General features: G+C 65.8%; 16 protein-coding genes. 4 read left to right on the plus strand and 12 right to left on the minus strand.

Features of this window, described 5'->3' with window-relative positions; all coding sequences use genetic code 11:
- Positions 1-47 precede the first annotated feature (47 nt).
- Entirely contained in the window at positions 48-374 is a 327-nt protein-coding gene (locus J0A90_RS04595; protein WP_207031063.1) for a YqcC family protein, read from the minus strand.
- Positions 375-673: 299 nt separating this feature from the next.
- Here J0A90_RS04595 and J0A90_RS04600 point away from each other — a divergent pair, with 299 nt between their 5' ends.
- From J0A90_RS04600 to J0A90_RS04615, 4 genes are all read left to right on the plus strand, one after another.
- Complete coding sequence (locus J0A90_RS04600; protein ID WP_207031065.1) at positions 674-1,684, plus strand: DUF3549 family protein; 1,011 nt, start codon at positions 674-676, stop codon at positions 1,682-1,684.
- A 4-nt stretch (positions 1,685-1,688) separates the two neighbouring features.
- Positions 1,689-2,126 carry a RimK/LysX family protein gene (locus tag J0A90_RS04605; RefSeq protein WP_035470640.1) on the plus strand — a complete coding sequence of 146 codons (438 nt, stop codon included), beginning with the start codon at positions 1,689-1,691 and terminating at the stop codon, positions 2,124-2,126.
- Positions 2,127-2,159: 33 nt separating this feature from the next.
- Positions 2,160-3,068 (plus strand): 30S ribosomal protein S6--L-glutamate ligase, encoded by a 909-nt coding sequence (gene rimK, locus J0A90_RS04610; RefSeq protein WP_207031067.1) that lies wholly within the window; start codon positions 2,160-2,162, stop codon positions 3,066-3,068.
- A 109-nt stretch (positions 3,069-3,177) separates the two neighbouring features.
- On the plus strand, positions 3,178-3,618 hold the full coding sequence (locus J0A90_RS04615; RefSeq protein ID WP_035470638.1) for a hypothetical protein: 441 nt from the start codon (positions 3,178-3,180) through the stop codon (positions 3,616-3,618).
- A 161-nt stretch (positions 3,619-3,779) separates the two neighbouring features.
- Here the strand turns inward: J0A90_RS04615 and J0A90_RS04620 are convergent, their stop codons facing one another.
- From J0A90_RS04620 to hflK, 11 genes are all read right to left on the minus strand, one after another.
- Positions 3,780-4,436, minus strand: coding sequence for a vancomycin high temperature exclusion protein (locus J0A90_RS04620; protein WP_233076493.1), 657 nt, complete (start codon positions 4,434-4,436; stop codon positions 3,780-3,782).
- A gap of 223 nt (positions 4,437-4,659) precedes the next feature.
- Positions 4,660-5,223 (minus strand): putative Fe-S cluster assembly protein SufT, encoded by a 564-nt coding sequence (gene sufT / locus J0A90_RS04625; protein ID WP_370635761.1) that lies wholly within the window; start codon positions 5,221-5,223, stop codon positions 4,660-4,662.
- 5 nt (positions 5,224-5,228) lie between these two features.
- On the minus strand, positions 5,229-6,470 hold the full coding sequence (locus J0A90_RS04630; RefSeq protein ID WP_207031089.1) for a cysteine desulfurase: 1,242 nt from the start codon (positions 6,468-6,470) through the stop codon (positions 5,229-5,231).
- Positions 6,470-7,807, minus strand: a complete 1,338-nt coding sequence (gene sufD, locus J0A90_RS04635) for a Fe-S cluster assembly protein SufD (protein WP_207031091.1) — start codon at positions 7,805-7,807, stop codon at positions 6,470-6,472. Before sufD ends, J0A90_RS04630 begins: the two co-directional genes overlap by 1 nt.
- Positions 7,804-8,556 (minus strand): Fe-S cluster assembly ATPase SufC, encoded by a 753-nt coding sequence (gene sufC, locus J0A90_RS04640; protein WP_035470632.1) that lies wholly within the window; start codon positions 8,554-8,556, stop codon positions 7,804-7,806. Before sufC ends, sufD begins: the two co-directional genes overlap by 4 nt.
- Before the next feature lie 76 nt (positions 8,557-8,632).
- Positions 8,633-10,075: a Fe-S cluster assembly protein SufB gene (gene sufB / locus J0A90_RS04645; RefSeq protein ID WP_035470631.1), complete on the minus strand. Its 1,443-nt coding sequence runs from the start codon at positions 10,073-10,075 to the stop codon at positions 8,633-8,635.
- 102 nt (positions 10,076-10,177) lie between these two features.
- Positions 10,178-10,651 carry an SUF system Fe-S cluster assembly regulator gene (locus J0A90_RS04650; RefSeq protein WP_207031093.1) on the minus strand — a complete coding sequence of 158 codons (474 nt, stop codon included), beginning with the start codon at positions 10,649-10,651 and terminating at the stop codon, positions 10,178-10,180.
- Between the two features lie 414 nt (positions 10,652-11,065).
- Positions 11,066-12,358 carry an adenylosuccinate synthase gene (locus J0A90_RS04655; RefSeq protein ID WP_035470629.1) on the minus strand — a complete coding sequence of 431 codons (1,293 nt, stop codon included), beginning with the start codon at positions 12,356-12,358 and terminating at the stop codon, positions 11,066-11,068.
- A 55-nt stretch (positions 12,359-12,413) separates the two neighbouring features.
- Positions 12,414-13,595 (minus strand): ATP phosphoribosyltransferase regulatory subunit, encoded by a 1,182-nt coding sequence (locus J0A90_RS04660; RefSeq protein ID WP_207031095.1) that lies wholly within the window; start codon positions 13,593-13,595, stop codon positions 12,414-12,416.
- Positions 13,596-13,818: 223 nt separating this feature from the next.
- Positions 13,819-14,778 carry a protease modulator HflC gene (gene hflC / locus J0A90_RS04665; RefSeq protein ID WP_207031096.1) on the minus strand — a complete coding sequence of 320 codons (960 nt, stop codon included), beginning with the start codon at positions 14,776-14,778 and terminating at the stop codon, positions 13,819-13,821.
- A complete protein-coding gene (hflK, locus tag J0A90_RS04670; RefSeq protein ID WP_207031098.1) occupies positions 14,778-16,019 on the minus strand; it encodes an FtsH protease activity modulator HflK in 1,242 nt (413 codons plus the stop codon). The genes hflC and hflK overlap by 1 nt, the downstream gene beginning before the upstream one ends.
- Between the last annotated feature and the right edge of the window lie 50 nt (positions 16,020-16,069).

Consider the following 16,069-nt stretch of genomic DNA (forward strand, 5'->3'; position numbering starts at 1 on the left):
GGCTCACGGGATGAGCGCCGCCCGCAGGCAGCGCGACGCACCCGGCGTCACCCCTCGGTGACGAGCCGGTCCACTCGCTGCAGCGCCTCTACGACCACCGTCTTGTGCGGCCCCGAGACATCCTTCAGCCATACTTCCAGTGCCGGTGCCACCTCGCACTTGGCGGGTAGCGGCGCGCGCGCGTCCACCAGCGCTTGCAGTCGCGCCACGAACACGTAGCGCAGCCACTGGGGCAGCGTCATGCTATCGACGCAGAACGGCTGCTGACTCTCGAAGGCGTCCGCCGGCGGCGCTGACACCTCCCACAGCTCGGCCTCGTCCAGTGCGCTTTCCAGCTGGCGCAGCGCCTGCGCCAGTGCATCATGTGAAGTCATTCAGGCTCCTTGCTTGCCGGGTCCGGGACGGTTCGCCGTCGGCGTCCGGGCGCCGCTGCGATGGCGAACCTGTCGCGCGCTACGGCGGTACCGCCCCCGGTATCTTTGCGCGCCCATTGTGACCCATTCGGGTTGCTCACAGATACCTTGAAAGAGGCTGTGGATAAACCCTGAACAGATCGCCCTTGGCGGCTCGCCATGAGATATCGCGCGGCATGCTCAATTTTTGTCCAGCCTCTGTTCACTCCCGAGCAGGCGCGTTACAGTGCGCGCCTCTCTTCACTGGCTAGCGACGATCGATGCAGACGCTGAGCGACTTTTTCGCCCAGAGCGGCGCCGAAGTGGCGCTTGCGAACCTGGGCCGGCGCGTGGCGCCGTTGACCCGCGACACCTTCGAAGCCTTCGAGCGCGAGCGCCAGGCCTGGCCCCTGCCGTGGAACGCGCAGGCGCAGTTCGCCTGCGCCCTGCGCTGGCCGGCGGCGGGTAACGATCCGGTGGTCTGGTTCCTGGCTCTGCCGCTGGACGAGCAGGGCATGCTCAGCCCGGCGTCACGGGATGCTTTTCTCGAGCGCCTGCTGCTGACCCTGGGCGCCAGCGGCGAGGCCGTGGACACCTCGGCGCCGGATAACCTGATGCAGGACAACCCGGTAGCGCTGGAGCCGGAGTTGCATCAGCGCGCCCTGCTCCACGCGAGGCTGTCGCGCCACTTTGCACAGCCGCCCTCGCCCCAGCGTGAGCTGGCCGCACGCTATCTGGCCGGCGATGCCGAGGTGCACTGGCAACTGCTCGGGCTACAGGGGCTGGCGGACTGGGTCGTCGACCCCGATCCGGCGACCTGCGCCGCCCTCGCCCCGCGGCTGGGTCAGCTACCGCGGGAGGTGCTGATCCCGCTGTGCTATCTGATGGAGCACGGCGACCTGCCCACGTCCCTGCACGCGCCGCTGACCGGCTGCCTGGAGCAGGCCCAAGCAGACCAGGATCTGGAGCGCTACTGCGCACTGCTGCGGGCCCTGCTGGGCAGTCACGATGCCACGGTGAGCGCCTGGCTGGGGCAGTGGCTCGAACGCGACGAGCTGATGGCGGCCGACTGTCTGGTCGCGGTGGCGGCACGTGGCTGGCACCACCTGGAGGATGAGGGTCGGCTGGGGAGATTCCTCGAGCGCCTGGCGGCGAACGAGCAGCTTCACTTTCGTCGTGTGGTGCGCGATCTGGCATTGATCCCACGCCTGAGACTGCCAATATTGATGATGTTGCGCCAGGCGCCGCGGGACTCTGCCCTCGGCCGGCGCGTTGCAGAGTGGAACGTCTGAGCTCATGAAAGCACTGCCCTACCAGGCCAAGGCGGTGATCGGACGCCGCGAGATGGTCGCGCTGCCCGATCTCGACCTGACCCTTTGCTGCAAGGCGGATACCGGCGCCCGCACCTCGGCGCTGCACGCCGAGCTGATCGAACCGTTCGAGGAGCACGGGCACCCCTGGGTGCGCTTCGTCACCCGCACCAGTGGCCATGCCACGCCGCCGCACGAGTGCCTGCAGCCGCTGCACGACCGACGCAAGGTCAGAAGCTCCAACGGCCAGGAGGAGTGGCGCTACGTGATTCGTACGCGGCTGGTGCTGGGTAACCTGGACTTCCCCATCGAACTCACCCTGACCGACCGCAGCGACATGCGTCATCCCATGCTGCTGGGACGGCGCGCGATGCGGCGACTGCTGGTCGCCCCCGGTGCCGCTTTTCTGCACGGCGAGCCCTGACTCGCCGGATCGTTCACTCTGGAGCCCTCGCTCATGCACATCGGCATCCTGTCCCGCAATCGCAATCTCTATTCGACGCGCCGTCTGATCGAGGCCGCCGAGACGCGGGGCCACACGGTCAGGGTCATCGATACCCTGCGCTGCTACATGAACATCGCCTCGCACCGCCCCTCGATCCACTACAAGGGGCAGGAGCTGGAGACCTTCGACGCCATCGTGCCGCGGATCGGCGCCTCGGTGACCTTCTACGGCTGCGCGGTGCTGCGTCAGTTCGAGATGATGAGCACCTACGTGCTCAACGACTCGGTGTCGATCACCCGCTCGCGGGACAAGCTGCGCTCGCTGCAGTTGCTCTCGCGCAAGGGCCTGGGGCTACCGGTGACCGGATTCGCCCACTCGCCGGATGACATCCCCGACCTGATCACCATGGTCAAGGGCGCACCGCTGGTGATCAAGCTGCTGGAGGGCACCCAGGGCATCGGCGTGGTGCTGGCCGAAACCAACCAGGCGGCAGAGTCGGTGATCCAGGCCTTCATGGGCATGAAGGCCAATATCATGGTGCAGGAGTACATCAAGGAGGCCAAGGGCGCCGATATCCGCTGCTTCGTGATCGGCGACAAGGTGGTGGCGGCGATGAAACGCCAGGCCGCCGATGGTGAGTTCCGCTCCAATCTGCATCGCGGCGGTACCGCCAGCGTCATTCGTATCACCCCCGAGGAGCGCTCCACCGCGATCCGCGCAGCCAAGGCGATGGGCCTGCGCGTGGCCGGGGTCGACCTGCTGCGCTCCAATCACGGGCCGGTGATCATGGAGGTCAACTCCTCGCCCGGGCTCCAGGGCATCGAGACGGCCACCGCGAAAGATATTGCCGGGCAGATCATCGAGCATCTGGAGAAGAACGCCGCAACGCCGCGCAAGGCGCCGCCCAAACCCAATGGCTGACGCGTGAATCTCAACAAATAGCCGGAAAACCTAAAAATTTATCCCCGCAGGGGTAGAAAAACAGTGTTTCCGGCCGCACAATTTGTGTCACCTCAGGAGGTGACCGCACATGTTTCTCGACAATCGCCAGGTGGCGATGGACAGCGTCTTGGAGGCGCTGGCCGACAGTCTCGACTATTTTCAGGACAACCTCGATCGCCTGCGCCCGGCGCTGCGCAATGCCCTGAAACCCCATTACGAGGAACGTGGTGCGGCGATGCGCGAGCTGCAGGATCTGGTTCGCGAACACCTCGCCATGCTGCCCCGCGACGCCGACGTCGAGCGCGACGACTACCTGTGGCTGTGGAGTCGCATCAAGAGCTTCGTCGGCAACGACAGCGCGGTGCTGCTGGGTGAGCTGCTGGAACAGGAGCGCGTGCTGATGCAGGCGCTGGGCAACGCCTTCACCCACCCCCTGCCGGACCCGCTGGAGCCCGCACTGGAGCGCTGCTGGAAGAATTGCCGCGCGCTGATCCGCGAGATCACCAAGCTGCAGCAGCGCCAGCGCTGAGCTTTGGGTCGCCGCCATAGATGGCGGCTCTCAGCGCTATTCTACGCCCCACCCGCCTGACCTATACGCTCGGCTGACACGCTGATCCCGCCCTCGGCCGCAGCCGACATCCTGGCGTGCCGCGCCAATGCCAATGCTCTGATAACGCAGACGCCCCGCGGTCACGGCGATAGCTGGATCGGTTCCAGCGGGCCGAGAAAGTAGGGCTCGCGCCCCCATAGATAGAGATCGCCGAAGGTCGCCGCCCGCGCCAGCCACTCACGCAGCCTGAGCTGCCACTCGCCGGCGATTCCCTCGTCGGGCACCGCGCAGCCGGTGGCTTCGAGCCCCAATGCATCGGCGATGAACAGTGCCCGCGGCAGATGCCACGCCTGCGAGATCAGCATCAGACGCTTGGCCCCGAAGACCTCCTTGGCCCGTACCACGCTATCGAAGGTGCTGAACCCGGCGTAGTCGAGGGTCATGTGCGTGTCCTCGACGTTACGGTGGCGCAGCGAGCGCCACATGCTCACCGGCTCGTTGTAGTAGCGAGTGCGGTTGTCGCCGGAGAGCAGCAGGTGCTGCACGCGATTGAGGCGTAAAAGCTCCGCGGCGGTCTCCATGCGTGCCCGATAGTAGGGGTTGGGCCCACCCGCGCGCAGCCACTGGGCGGTACCGAAGACCAGCCCCACCGGCTGCGCTCGGCACAGCAGCACGTCGTGCTCGATCCGCGGCTGGGTCTGGTGGAGCACCCACAGATTGATCGCGACGACACCGAGAACGAGCAGCAAGAGCCCGGCCAGCAGCGTCTTGAGCAGGCCCTTCAGTAACCGCAGCATAGCGCGCCGCGGCCGCATAGACAGCGAGGCGACCGTCGGCGGTCGCCTCGATGAGGGTAAAGACAGGGTCGGAAACAGCAGGCTAAGCGGCGAGAGTCGGTGTCGATCTGCATCTTGCGTTCGTCTTGCGGTCGTTGCCTTGTGGGAAAGCCGGCACGTCTGCACGACGCGGCGCCACCCTCGCACGCTCAAGGTCCAATCGTGGTGCCCGCGCCAGGCCGGTTCAGAACATGCCCAGTTCCAGGCGCGCCTCTTCGCTCATCATCTCACGGCTCCAGGGGGGATCAAACACGATTTCCACGTGCACCTTGGAGAACTGCGGCGCGCCCAGAATCTTGCGCCGGGCATCTTCGGCGATCACGTCACCCATCCCGCAGCCGGGCGCGGTCAGGGTCATGCGGATGGTCACCATGCGCTCGCCGCTGAGCAGGCGCTCGATACGACAGCCATAAACCAGCCCCAGCTCGACGATATTGACCGGGATCTCGGGATCGAAGCAGGTGCGCAGCTGCTCCCACACGAAGGCTTCCATCTCCTCCTCGGAAGCCGCCGGGTCGAGCGTCGGCCGCGGTGTCGGCGTCAGCCCCAGGGCATCGAGGTCCTGGCCCTCGATCAGATAGAGCCGCCCCTCGTAGGAGACGCTGACCGAACTCCCCTTGGCCTGCATCACCGCCACCACGCTGTCCTCGGGCAGCGTGATGGTCTTGCCGAAGGGGATCGAGATCACCTCGACATCGCGCTGCAGGGGCATCTCCTGCCCCTTGTAGAGCCCGTGCTTCGCATCCATCGCCATCAGCGCAGCATCCCCAGCACCCGCTCGAGCGCCTCGACGAAGGCATCGACCTCTTCCGGCGTGTTGTACACCGCCAGCGAGGCGCGGCAGGTTGCCTCGACCCCGAAGTGCTGCAGCAGCGGCTGAGCGCAGTGGTGGCCGGTACGGATCGCCACACCCAGTTGATCGATCAGCAGACCGATGTCCTGAGCGTGGGCGCCATCGACGACGAACGAGATCACGCTCGCCTTGTCCGGTGCGGTGCCGATGATCCGCAGCCCATCGATGCCCTCGAGCTTGCGCGTGGCGTGCTCGAGCAGCCACTGTTCCCACGCCGCCAGGCGCTCGATGCCGATGCCGTCGACCCAGTCGAGCGCAGCGCCCAGCGCCACCGCCTCGGCCACCGCCGGGGTTCCCGCCTCGAAGCGATGGGGGATGGTGGCGAACTCGGTGCCACGGTCGAAGGAGACCCGCGAGATCATCTCGCCGCCGCCCTGCCACGGCGGCATCGCCTCCAGCAGCGACGCCCGAGCATAGAGCGCACCGATACCCATGGGGCCGTAGACCTTGTGCCCGGAGAAGGCGTAGAAATCGACATCCAGTGCCTGCACGTCGACCCGCTGGTGCGGCAGCGACTGGGCGCCGTCGACCAGGATCAAGGCGTCGTGGGCATGGGCGTCGCGGGCCATCTCGGCCACCGGGTTGATCGTACCCAGGGCGTTGGAGACATGGTTGACGCACACCAGCCGGGTGCGCTCGCCGAGCAGATCACGGTAGGCGGCGAGGTCGAGCACGCCGCGCTCGTCCACCGGGATCACCCGCACCACGATCCCCAGCGCCTGCGCCAGCAGCTGCCACGGCACGATATTGGAGTGGTGCTCCATCAGCGACACCAGCACCTCGTCACCCGGCTGGAGGTTGGCCCGCCCCCAGCTGTTGGCGACCAGGTTGATCGCCTCGGTGGTGCCGCGGGTGAACACGATCTCGCGCGGCTCGAAAGCATTGAGGTGCGCCTGGATCCGTGCCCGTGCGCCCTCGTAGGCGGCGGTCGCTTCGTCGGCCAGGGTGTGCAGCCCGCGGTGGATGTTGGCGTTGTAGCGGCGATAGTAGTCGCTCAGGCTCTCGATCACCGCCGTGGGCGTCTGGCTGGTCGCCGCGTTGTCGAGATAGATCAGCGGCTTGCCGTGGACTTCCCGCTCCAGGATGGGGAAGTCACGGCGCACCGCGGCCAGATCCAGGGTCAAATCGGTGATCGCGGTCATCAAGCCTCCTGTACCGCCTCGGCGGTCTCGACCAGATCGGCCAGGTTGAAGCGTTCCGGCAGGCGCCCGGCCACCGCGCGCTCGACGCGCTCGGCGATCTCGCTGAGCTTGACCTGTTCCATCACCTCGCCGGCGAAGGCCAGGGTCAGCAGGCCCCGCGCCATCGCCGCATCGATACCGCGGGTGCGCAGCGCATAGACCGCGTCTTCGTCGAGCTGACCGGTGGTGGCACCGTGGGAGCACTTGACGTCGTCGGCATAGATCACCAGCTCCGGCTTGGTATCGATCTCGGCGCGATCCGACAGCAGCAGGTTGGCGTTGTTCTGATACGCCTCGATCTGCTGGGCGTCCTTCTTGACGTAGACCTTGCCGTTGAACACGCCGTGGGAGCGATCGTCGAGGATGCCCTTGTAGCTCTCGTTGGAGAAGGTGCGCGGCGCGTTGTGATTGACCAGCGTGTGGTTGTCGACGTGCTGACGCCCCTGCAGAAAGAACAGCCCGTAGTAGGCCGCCTCGGCACCCTCGGCGTTGAGATCGGTGACCAGATCGGTACGTACCAGGCTCCCACCCAGATTGAGATTGAACGAGTTGAAGCGGCTGTCGCGGCCCTGATCGGCATGGATGCTGGCCACGTGCAGGTCGCCGGAAGCGGCCTCCTGCAACTTGTAGTGATTGACGATGGCACCGCGTTCGAGCAGCACCTCGGTCACCACGTTGGTGAAGTTGGCCGCGCCCTCCTCGCCGGTGTAGTGCTCGATCACCGTCGCTTCGCTGCGCGCGCCGGCCTCGATCAGTACCCGCGGGTGGCTCATCACCGCCTGCGCGTTGGCGCGCGAGACCAGCACCACGTAGATCGGCTTGTCGACCACCGTGCCCGGCGCCAGACGCACCACTGCGCCTTCGTCGGCGAAGGCGGTATTGAGCGCGGTGAAGGCGGAGAAGTCGACCCCGGCCAGACGCCCCAGGCTGCCGCCGACCTGCTCGTGGTTGCTCTCCAGCGCCTGCGACAGCGGCGTCACGCTGACGCCGGCGGGCAGCGCGTCGAGCGACGACAGCTCGGCGTTGAAACGGCCGTCGACCAATACCAGGCGGTGAGCGTCGAGTTCGAGGGCGCAGGCGGCCAGGCGCTCGGGCGAGAACTCGGCATCCGCGGCCAGGGCGAAATCACCGTCGGCGATGCTGCGCACGTCGGTGTACTTCCACGCCTCGTCGCGCCGGGTCGGGAAGCCGACCGCCGCGAAGCGCGCCGCGCCGGCCTGGCGCCGCGCCGCCACCCAGCTCGGATCGTTCTCGCGACGCGCGTTCAGACGCTCGAGAAAGCGTTCCGGTGCATTCATGCGACGGACTCCTCCAGTACCCAGTCGTAACCCCGCGATTCGAGCTCGAGCGCCAGGCTCTTGTCACCGCTCTTGACGATACGGCCGTCGACCAGCACGTGGACCCGGTCCGGCTCGATGTGGTTGAGCAGGCGCTGGTAGTGGGTCACCAGCAGGATCGCGCGATCGGCGCTGCGCAGCGAGTTGACGCCCTTGGCGACGACCTTCATGGCGTCGATGTCCAGCCCCGAGTCGATCTCGTCGAGCATCGCCAGCTTGGGCTGCAGCACCAGCATCTGCAGGATCTCGTTGCGCTTCTTCTCACCACCCGAGAAGCCTTCGTTGACCGCGCGCTGCAGGAAGCTGGTGTCCATCTGCATTTCGGCGCTCTTCTCGCGCACCAGCTTCATGAACTCCGGTGCCGGAATCTCGCCCTCGCCACGCGCTTCACGCGCGGCGTTGAGCGCGGCCTTGAGCAAATAGATGTTCTTCACCCCGGGAATCTCGATCGGGTACTGGAAACCCAGCAGCAGGCCGGCACGGGCGCGCTCCTCGATCTCCATCTCGAGCACGTCCTGACCTTCGAACAGGATGCTGCCCTGGGTGACTTCGTAGCCATCCTTGCCGGCGATGACCGCAGACAGGGTGGATTTGCCGGCACCGTTGGGACCCATGATGGCGTGAACTTCGCCGGGCTGGACCGTCAGGTTGAGGCCCTTGAGGATGGCCTTGTCTTCGACCGTGACGTGAAGATCCTTGACTTCGAGCATGAAAAAACCCTTGAAACGATGAGCGCCGCCGCGCGGCCGCTCGATGATGACGATAAACGGCTCGGGTGACGCGGCCTCAGCCGACCGACCCCTCGAGGGTCACGTTGAGCAGTGCCTCGGCCTCGACGGCGAACTCCATCGGCAGCTCCTGGAAGACGTCCTTGCAGAAGCCGTTGACGATCATGCTGACGGCGTCCTCTTCGTCGATTCCGCGGGCGCGACAGTAGAACAGCTGATCGTCGGCGATCTTGGAGGTGGTCGCCTCGTGCTCGACGGTGGCGCTGGAGTTGCCGATCTCCTGATACGGGAAGGTGTGCGCACCGCACTGGTCCCCGATCAGCAGCGAGTCGCACTGGGTGTAGTTGCGTGCGCCCTTGGCTCGCGGGCCGATCTTGACCAGACCGCGGTAGGCCTGATCGCTGCGCCCGGCGGCGATGCCCTTGGCAACGATGGTCGAGCGCGTGCCCTCACCGATATGGATCATCTTGGTGCCGGTATCGGCCTGCTGGCGGCCGTTGGTCACCGCCACCGAGTAGAACTCGCCGATGCTCTCCTTGCCGCGCAGCATGCAAGAGGGGTACTTCCAGGTGATCGCGGAGCCGGTCTCGACCTGGGTCCAACTGATGCGCGAGCGGTCGCCGCGGCAGTCACCGCGCTTGGTGACGAAGTTGTAGATACCGCCCTTGCCCTCTTCGTCGCCGGGGTACCAGTTCTGCACCGTGGAGTACTTGATGTAGGCGTCTTCCAGCGCCACCAGCTCGACCACCGCTGCGTGCAGCTGGTTCTCGTCGCGCATCGGCGCGGTGCAGCCCTCGAGATAGGAGACCTGAGCCTTGTTGTCACACACGATCAAGGTGCGCTCGAACTGCCCGGTGTTGGCGGCGTTGATGCGGAAGTAGGTGGAGAGCTCCATCGGGCAGGTCACGCCCTCGGGGACGTAGACGAAGGAGCCGTCGGTGAACACCGCCGAGTTGAGCGCGGCGAAGTAGTTGTCGCTGCGCGGCACCACGGTGCCCAGGTACTGACGCACCAGCTCGGGGTAGTCGCGGATCGCTTCCGAGATCGAGCAGAAGATCACGCCCGCCTCGAACAGCTTCTCCTTGAAGGTGGTGGTCACCGACACCGAGTCGAACACCGCATCCACCGCGACGCCGGCCAGCGCGGCCCGCTCGTGCAGCGGAATGCCCAGCTTCTCGTAGGTCTCGAGCAGCTTGGGGTCGACCTCGTCCAGGCTCTGCGGGCGATCCTCGGGCTTCTTCGGCGCACTGAAGTAGGAGATCGCCTGATAGTCGATCGGCGGGTAGTCCAGGTGCGCCCAGGACGGCGGCGTCATCTTCAGCCACTGCCGGTAGGCTTCCAGGCGCCACTCGAGCATCCACTCGGGCTCGCCCTTCTTCTGGGAAATGAACGCGATCACGCTCTCGTCCAGGCCGGGCGGCACGGTCTCGCTCTCGATGTCGGTCACGAATCCCTGCTTGTATTCGCGACGGACCAACTGCTCCATCTCTTCGCTAGCCATGGTCTCCTCTCCTCTCACTCGAGAGTCTTGTCGCGCCAGCCTCTTCTCCACGATGCGCCCCTTGCGTTCGTGCCACGGGCCCCGGGAGTCGTGCTGACTGTTCTAGCGCCGGCCCTCGCTCACGCTGGGTAGCGTGACGCTCTGGATCGGCATCAGTACGGGTAACTTGATCGGCGCTTCCTGGGCCAGATGCGCGAGCGTCACACCATCGAGCAGCGTGCGGATCGCCTGCGACACGCGCTGCCAGTTGTCGGCCACCCCGCAAGTGCCGATCAGCTCGCACTCACCGTCGACATGGCTGCACTCGGTCATGCCGATCGGCCCTTCGATCGCCGCGATGATATCGCTGGCGGCGATCTCCACCGCGGGGCGTGCCAGCACATAGCCACCGTGGGAGCCCCGCCGCGAGATCAGCAGCCCTTCCTTCGCCAGCATCTTGAGCGTCTTGCCTACGGTCGGATGCGGCAGATGCAGCCGCTGAGCCAGCTCGGAAGCCGTATGCGCTTCCTCGGGCGCCCGCGCGATCTGCGCCATCATCATCGCGGCGTAGTCCGTCAACTTGGAAAGCTTCAGCATGCGCCGGGCCTGCACTCGACGACTCGAGTCGTCTTGGGTGAAACGGTCCGATCATCGGCTGTTGTCGAGGGCCGATACGGGCAACCGCGCCCGCGAGATCATATAGGACCATTTTAGTCCCCTTTGCACAGAGTGTGAACCCTCGCCATACGTCCCACGCCCGCGCTGCCGGGCCTTGCGGCAGGCTCCGACAGTGTCACCGCTCGCCATCTGGCGGCAGCATCCACATACGGTGCCAGACCGCGCCACGCGCGGCCCCGCAGCGAAACGCAATGGTACAAGTGAGGAGACACACCAGGGGCACTCGGCTCGGGAAACAGACTTTGCCTATCACCGGAATTGAAACAATTGTGGGCAATAAAAAACCCGCTGCCGAGGGAGGCAGCGGGTCGAGAGAACGAAGCGCGACTCGACTCAGTCGAACGGATTGCGCAGCACGATGGTTTCGTTGCGGTCCGGACCGGTGGAGATGATATCGATCGGCGTGCCCACCTCCTGCTCCAGGAAGGCGATATAGGCGCGCGCATTGGCCGGCAGCTCCTCGACGCGTTTGACGCCCAGGGTCGACTCGTTCCAACCCGGCAGGTCGTGATAGACCGGCTCGATCACCTCGTAGCCTTCGGAATCCACCGGGTTGTCGATGGTGTCGCCATCCTTGCTGCGGTAGCCGACGCAGACGCGGATGTTCTCGAGCCCATCGAGCACATCGAGCTTGGTCAGACAGATACCCGAGACCGAGTTGATCTGTACCGCATGGCGCAGCGCCACCGCATCGAACCAGCCGCAGCGACGCGCGCGCCCGGTGGTCGCGCCGAACTCGTGCCCCTTCTCGGCCAGGTGGCGGCCGAATTCGTCGAACAGCTCGGTGGGGAAAGGACCGGAGCCGACACGGGTGGTGTAGGCCTTGGTGATCCCCAGCACATAGTCGAGATACAGCGGCCCTACACCGGAACCGGTGGCGGTACCGCCGGCGGTGGTGTTGGAGCTGGTCACGAAGGGATAGGTGCCGTGGTCGATGTCGAGCAGCGAGCCCTGGGCGCCTTCGAACAGGATGTTCTCGCCCGACTTGCGGATGTCATGCACCAGGGTCACGGCGTCGCACACCATCGGCCGCAGCTCTTCGGCGAACGCCATGGCCTGATCCAGCACCTCCTGGAAGTCCACCGCCGGCTCGCCATGGTAACGGGTCAGCACGAAGTTGTGGTAGTCGAGCACTTCACCCAGCTTGGAGGCGAAACGCTCGCGATGCAGCATGTCGCCCAGGCGCAGGCCGCGACGCGCGACCTTGTCCTCGTAGGCGGGGCCGATGCCGCGGCCGGTGGTGCCGATCTTGGCCACGCCGCGAGCCTTCTCGCGGGCCTGGTCGAGGCGCACGTGATAGGGCAGGATCAGCGGGCACGCTGGCGACAGGCGCAGACGCTCGCGTACCGGTACACCCTTGGCCTCGAGCTCCTTGATCTCGTCGATCAGCGCTTCCGGCGAGAGCACCACGCCATTGCCGATCACGCAGATCTTGTCATCGCGCAGCACCCCGGAAGGGATCAGGTGGAGCACGGTCTTCTGACCATCGATCACCAGCGTGTGGCCAGCATTGTGCCCGCCCTGGAAGCGCACTACCGCCGCGGCGGACTCGGTCAGCAGGTCGACGACCTTGCCCTTGCCTTCGTCACCCCACTGGGTACCCAATACGACTACGTTCTTGCCCATTGCTCTCGTCTCTCGCTCGACTCGTTGCGACGCGTGCGTCGGAATCCCGTTCGTCTCAGTTCAACGGCGCGATGCGCCACTCGCCCGCCTCGAACGCCAGTTGGCGATCGCAGCGGTGAGCGCCCGGACCGGTGTGCTGTCCGGGCAGTGCCTGAATCACGCGCTCTCCCTGAGCGCGCAGATGATTGATGGTCTCGGTGAGCGCAGCGCTGTCATCGTCGGGCGCCCAGATGCCATTCACCGGCGGTTCGCGCTCGGCCAGCGTCGCCAACTGCTTGAGATCCATGGAGAACCCGGTCGCCGGCCGGGCCCGGCCGAAGGCGCGGCCGGTGTCATCGTAGCGCCCGCCCTTGGCCAGCGCCTGACCATAGCCGGGCACATAGGCGGCGAAGACCATACCGGTGTGGTACTGATAGCCACGCAGCTCGGCCAGATCGAAGTAGATCGACACCTCGGGGTGCTCGGCGGCCACACCCCGGTGCAGACGCACCAGTTGGGCCAGCGCCTCGGCCACCGCTGCCGGCGCCCCGGCAAGCGCATCGCGCGCCGCCTCGAGCACGTCGGCGCCGCCGTGCAGACGCGGCAGTTCGCCGAGCATGCGCGCCAACGCCGGGTCACTGACGTGCGCTGCCACCAGCGCATCGACCCGATTGAACGCCTTGCGCTCGATGGCCTCGAACAGCGCCCGCTCCACCTCGTCGGTACACGCCGCCGCCTGGGTCAGCGCGCGGTAGATGGCGATGTGACTGAGCGCCAGATGAACCTCACCGGCGCCAGCCGCCTCGAGGCTGGAGAGCGCCAGGCGCAGTACTTCGATATCCGCCTCGAGGCCGGCGTGGCCGAACAGCTCGACCCCCACCTGCATCGGGCTGCGGCCGCCCTGATGCTTGTCCGCCTGAGCGCGCAGCACGGTGGTGCAGTAGCACAACCGCACCGGGCCCTGGCGCTTGAGCGAGTGAGCGTCCATCCGCGCCACCTGCGGGGTGACGTCGGCGCTGGCGCCCATCATGCGCCCGGTGAGCTGGTCGGTGAGTTTGAACGTCTGCAGATCGAGATCGGTGCCGGTGCCGGTCAGCAGCGAATCGAGGAACTCGACCGGCGGCGGCATGACCAGGTCATAGCCCCAGCGGTCGTACAGGTCGAGCAGCGTCCGACGCAGCTCCTCCATACGGGTTGCCTGCGGCGGCAGGATCTCGTCCATGCCGTCTGGAAGCAGCCAGCGGTCAGCGATCGTCATGAGCCTGTCCTGCCAAGCGGTAAGTCGTGAGGATCGAGGGCACCGGCGCGCGGCGCCGCCCGACAACGTCATCTGTATGCGGCCGTGTCCACGCCTCGCCTGCCCCTTGCGGCCGGCGACGGCACGAACCTCTCGCACAAAAAAGCCGGGCAAGACCCGGCGACGAAAATGGTACCACGAAACGCCCGCGGAGAAATCCCGCGGGCGCGGGTTTCTCATGCGCTCACTGCGCTGCCCCCGGCTGCGGGTTCTTCAGGTAGCGGAAGAACTGGCTGTTTTCCGGGCTCAGCACCAGCAGATCCTTGCCTTCGCCGTTGAAGCTGTCGCGGTAGGCCTGCATCGAGCGGTAGAAGGCGTAGAAGTCCGGGTCCTTCTGGTAGGCGCTGGCGTAGATCTTGGCCGCCTGAGCATCGCCCTCACCGCGCGTGGTCTCGGACTCCTGACGCCCACTGGCGAGGATCTCCTGACTCTGGCGGTCGGCGTCGGCACGAATCGCTTCGGCCTGCTGCGCCCCCTCGGCGCGGTAAGTGCGCGCAGCCTGCTCACGCTCGGAGTTCATGCGCTCGTAGACCGCCTGGGTCACCTCGGTGGGCAGTTCGATGCGCTTCACCCGGATATCCAGGATATGCACGCCAAGCTCTTTGCGCATGGCTGCATCCAGCTGCTGAACTGGCTCGACCATCAACTCTTCGCGGGCGCCCTCGACGGTATCCGGCCCCTTGCTCTTGCCAGCCAGATCCTCTTTCTTGCTCTCGGCGGCGATGCGCTCCTGGATGATGTCGGACATCTGGGTCTGACCGAACTTGTTACGCAACGCCTCGTCGGTCCGCGGCGCGATCAGGTTCTCGGCGACCTGAATATTGCCGCGGGTGGCTTCGTAGAACTGCTTCGGATCGGCGATCTTCCACTTGACGAAGGAGTCGACGATGACCGCCTTGGAGTCGGCGGTCAGATAGCGTGTGGCGCCGGAGTCCACCGTCTGTACGCGCACGTCGAAGATGCGCACGGTATTGAATACCGGCAGCTTGAAGTGCAGCCCGGGACCGATATTGTTCTCGATCACCTCGCCGAAGCGCAGCTTGATGGCGCGCTGGGTTTCGTTGACGACGTAGAAACTCGCGCTGGCGAACCACGCCAGCAGCGCCAGGACGATGACGCCGATCAGGGCACGATTGTTAAACATTAACGGCCCTCCCGCAGGCTGGAACTACGCGTCTGCTGCTGCGAGTTGCTGCTGCTGTTCATGTGATCGACCACCTCACGCGAAATCTGTTCGAGTTGCTGCATGCTCATCTTCGACGCGTCGCTGCTGCCGTTACCGCCGGCCTGCATCTGGTTGAGCGGCAGCACGGTGACCGCGCTGCTGTCACCGAGGTCGACCAGCGCCTTGGGCGTCTGGCTCAGCACCTGACTGATCGTCTCCAGATAGAGACGTTCACGGGTGACCTGCGGCGCCTGCTGGTACTCGCCCAGCAGCGAATTGAAACGATTGGTCTGACCGGTGGCATCGGCCACGGCAGCCGCTTTGTAACCCTGAGCTTCTTCGACCAGCCGCTGCTTCTGACCCTTGGCCTCGAGCACGACGGCCTGACTGTAGGCATTGGCCTGGTTGATCGAGCGCTGGCGCTCTTCGCGCGCACGGATGACGTCGTCGAAGGCGTTCTGGACCTGATCCGGCGGCGCCGTCGACTCGACGTTGACGGTCTGCAGACGCAGGCCGGTGCCGTAGGCTTCCATGTAGGCGCTGAGGCGATCGAAGACGCGCTGCCCCAGGCGATCACGCCCGGTGGTCAGGATCTGCTGCAGCTGCATGTTGCCGACTTCCTGGCGCAGGGCCGAGTCCATCGCGTTTTGCAGCGTCATCTCCGGCTCGTTGACATTGACCAGGAAGGCATGGGCATCGCTGACCACGTACTGAGTGGAGACGCTGACGCGAACGATGTTCTCATCGCTGGTGAGCATCGAGTCGGTCTGGTTGGCCGAACGGATACTGGTCACGTTGACATTCTTGACCTGATCCACGATCGGCGGATTCCAGTGCAGCCCGGGATTGAGGGTGGTGGTGTACTTACCGAAGCGGAACACCACGCCGCGCTCGGACTGGTCGATCAGGTGGAAGCCGGAGCCGGCCCACACCACCGCCGCGACGATCACCACCAGCACTGGCAGCACGAACGGGTTGCGCTTGCTGCCACCGCCGTCCCCGCCACCGCTGCCGCCGCGCTTGCCGCGACCACCGAACAGACGGTTGATCTTGTCCTGAAACTTCTTCAGCGCTTCATCCAGATCCGGCGGCCCCTGATTGTCGCCACCACCGCGATTGTTACCACCATCGTCACCACCATTCCCGCTCGGGCGGCGGCCCCCCCCGCCGCTCCAAGGGTCCTGCTGGTTGTTGCCACCACCTGGCTCGTTCCAAGCCATACCTAAGTCTCCACTCGATGCGATCAAAGCGTTGCGTCAGGCGTGGGGAG

This window comes from Salinicola sp. DM10 (assembly GCF_017306975.2).
In the GTDB taxonomy this organism is placed as follows: Bacteria; Pseudomonadota; Gammaproteobacteria; order Pseudomonadales; family Halomonadaceae; genus Salinicola.

What these genes read in the sequence shown, in the direction of transcription:
- J0A90_RS04595 (WP_207031063.1), bottom strand. Translation starts at nt 374, where the DNA reads ATGACTTCACATGATGCACTGGCGCAGGCGCTGCGCCAGCTGGAAAGC.
- J0A90_RS04600 (WP_207031065.1), top strand. Translation starts at nt 674, where the DNA reads ATGCAGACGCTGAGCGACTTTTTCGCCCAGAGCGGCGCCGAAGTGGCG.
- J0A90_RS04605 (WP_035470640.1), top strand. Translation starts at nt 1,689, where the DNA reads ATGAAAGCACTGCCCTACCAGGCCAAGGCGGTGATCGGACGCCGCGAG.
- rimK (WP_207031067.1), top strand. Translation starts at nt 2,160, where the DNA reads ATGCACATCGGCATCCTGTCCCGCAATCGCAATCTCTATTCGACGCGC.
- J0A90_RS04615 (WP_035470638.1), top strand. Translation starts at nt 3,178, where the DNA reads ATGTTTCTCGACAATCGCCAGGTGGCGATGGACAGCGTCTTGGAGGCG.
- J0A90_RS04620 (WP_233076493.1), bottom strand. Translation starts at nt 4,436, where the DNA reads ATGCTGCGGTTACTGAAGGGCCTGCTCAAGACGCTGCTGGCCGGGCTC.
- sufT (WP_370635761.1), bottom strand. Translation starts at nt 5,223, where the DNA reads ATGGATGCGAAGCACGGGCTCTACAAGGGGCAGGAGATGCCCCTGCAG.
- J0A90_RS04630 (WP_207031089.1), bottom strand. Translation starts at nt 6,470, where the DNA reads ATGACCGCGATCACCGATTTGACCCTGGATCTGGCCGCGGTGCGCCGT.
- sufD (WP_207031091.1), bottom strand. Translation starts at nt 7,807, where the DNA reads ATGAATGCACCGGAACGCTTTCTCGAGCGTCTGAACGCGCGTCGCGAG.
- sufC (WP_035470632.1), bottom strand. Translation starts at nt 8,556, where the DNA reads ATGCTCGAAGTCAAGGATCTTCACGTCACGGTCGAAGACAAGGCCATC.
- sufB (WP_035470631.1), bottom strand. Translation starts at nt 10,075, where the DNA reads ATGGCTAGCGAAGAGATGGAGCAGTTGGTCCGTCGCGAATACAAGCAG.
- J0A90_RS04650 (WP_207031093.1), bottom strand. Translation starts at nt 10,651, where the DNA reads ATGCTGAAGCTTTCCAAGTTGACGGACTACGCCGCGATGATGATGGCG.
- J0A90_RS04655 (WP_035470629.1), bottom strand. Translation starts at nt 12,358, where the DNA reads ATGGGCAAGAACGTAGTCGTATTGGGTACCCAGTGGGGTGACGAAGGC.
- J0A90_RS04660 (WP_207031095.1), bottom strand. Translation starts at nt 13,595, where the DNA reads ATGACGATCGCTGACCGCTGGCTGCTTCCAGACGGCATGGACGAGATC.
- hflC (WP_207031096.1), bottom strand. Translation starts at nt 14,778, where the DNA reads ATGTTTAACAATCGTGCCCTGATCGGCGTCATCGTCCTGGCGCTGCTG.
- hflK (WP_207031098.1), bottom strand. Translation starts at nt 16,019, where the DNA reads ATGGCTTGGAACGAGCCAGGTGGTGGCAACAACCAGCAGGACCCTTGG.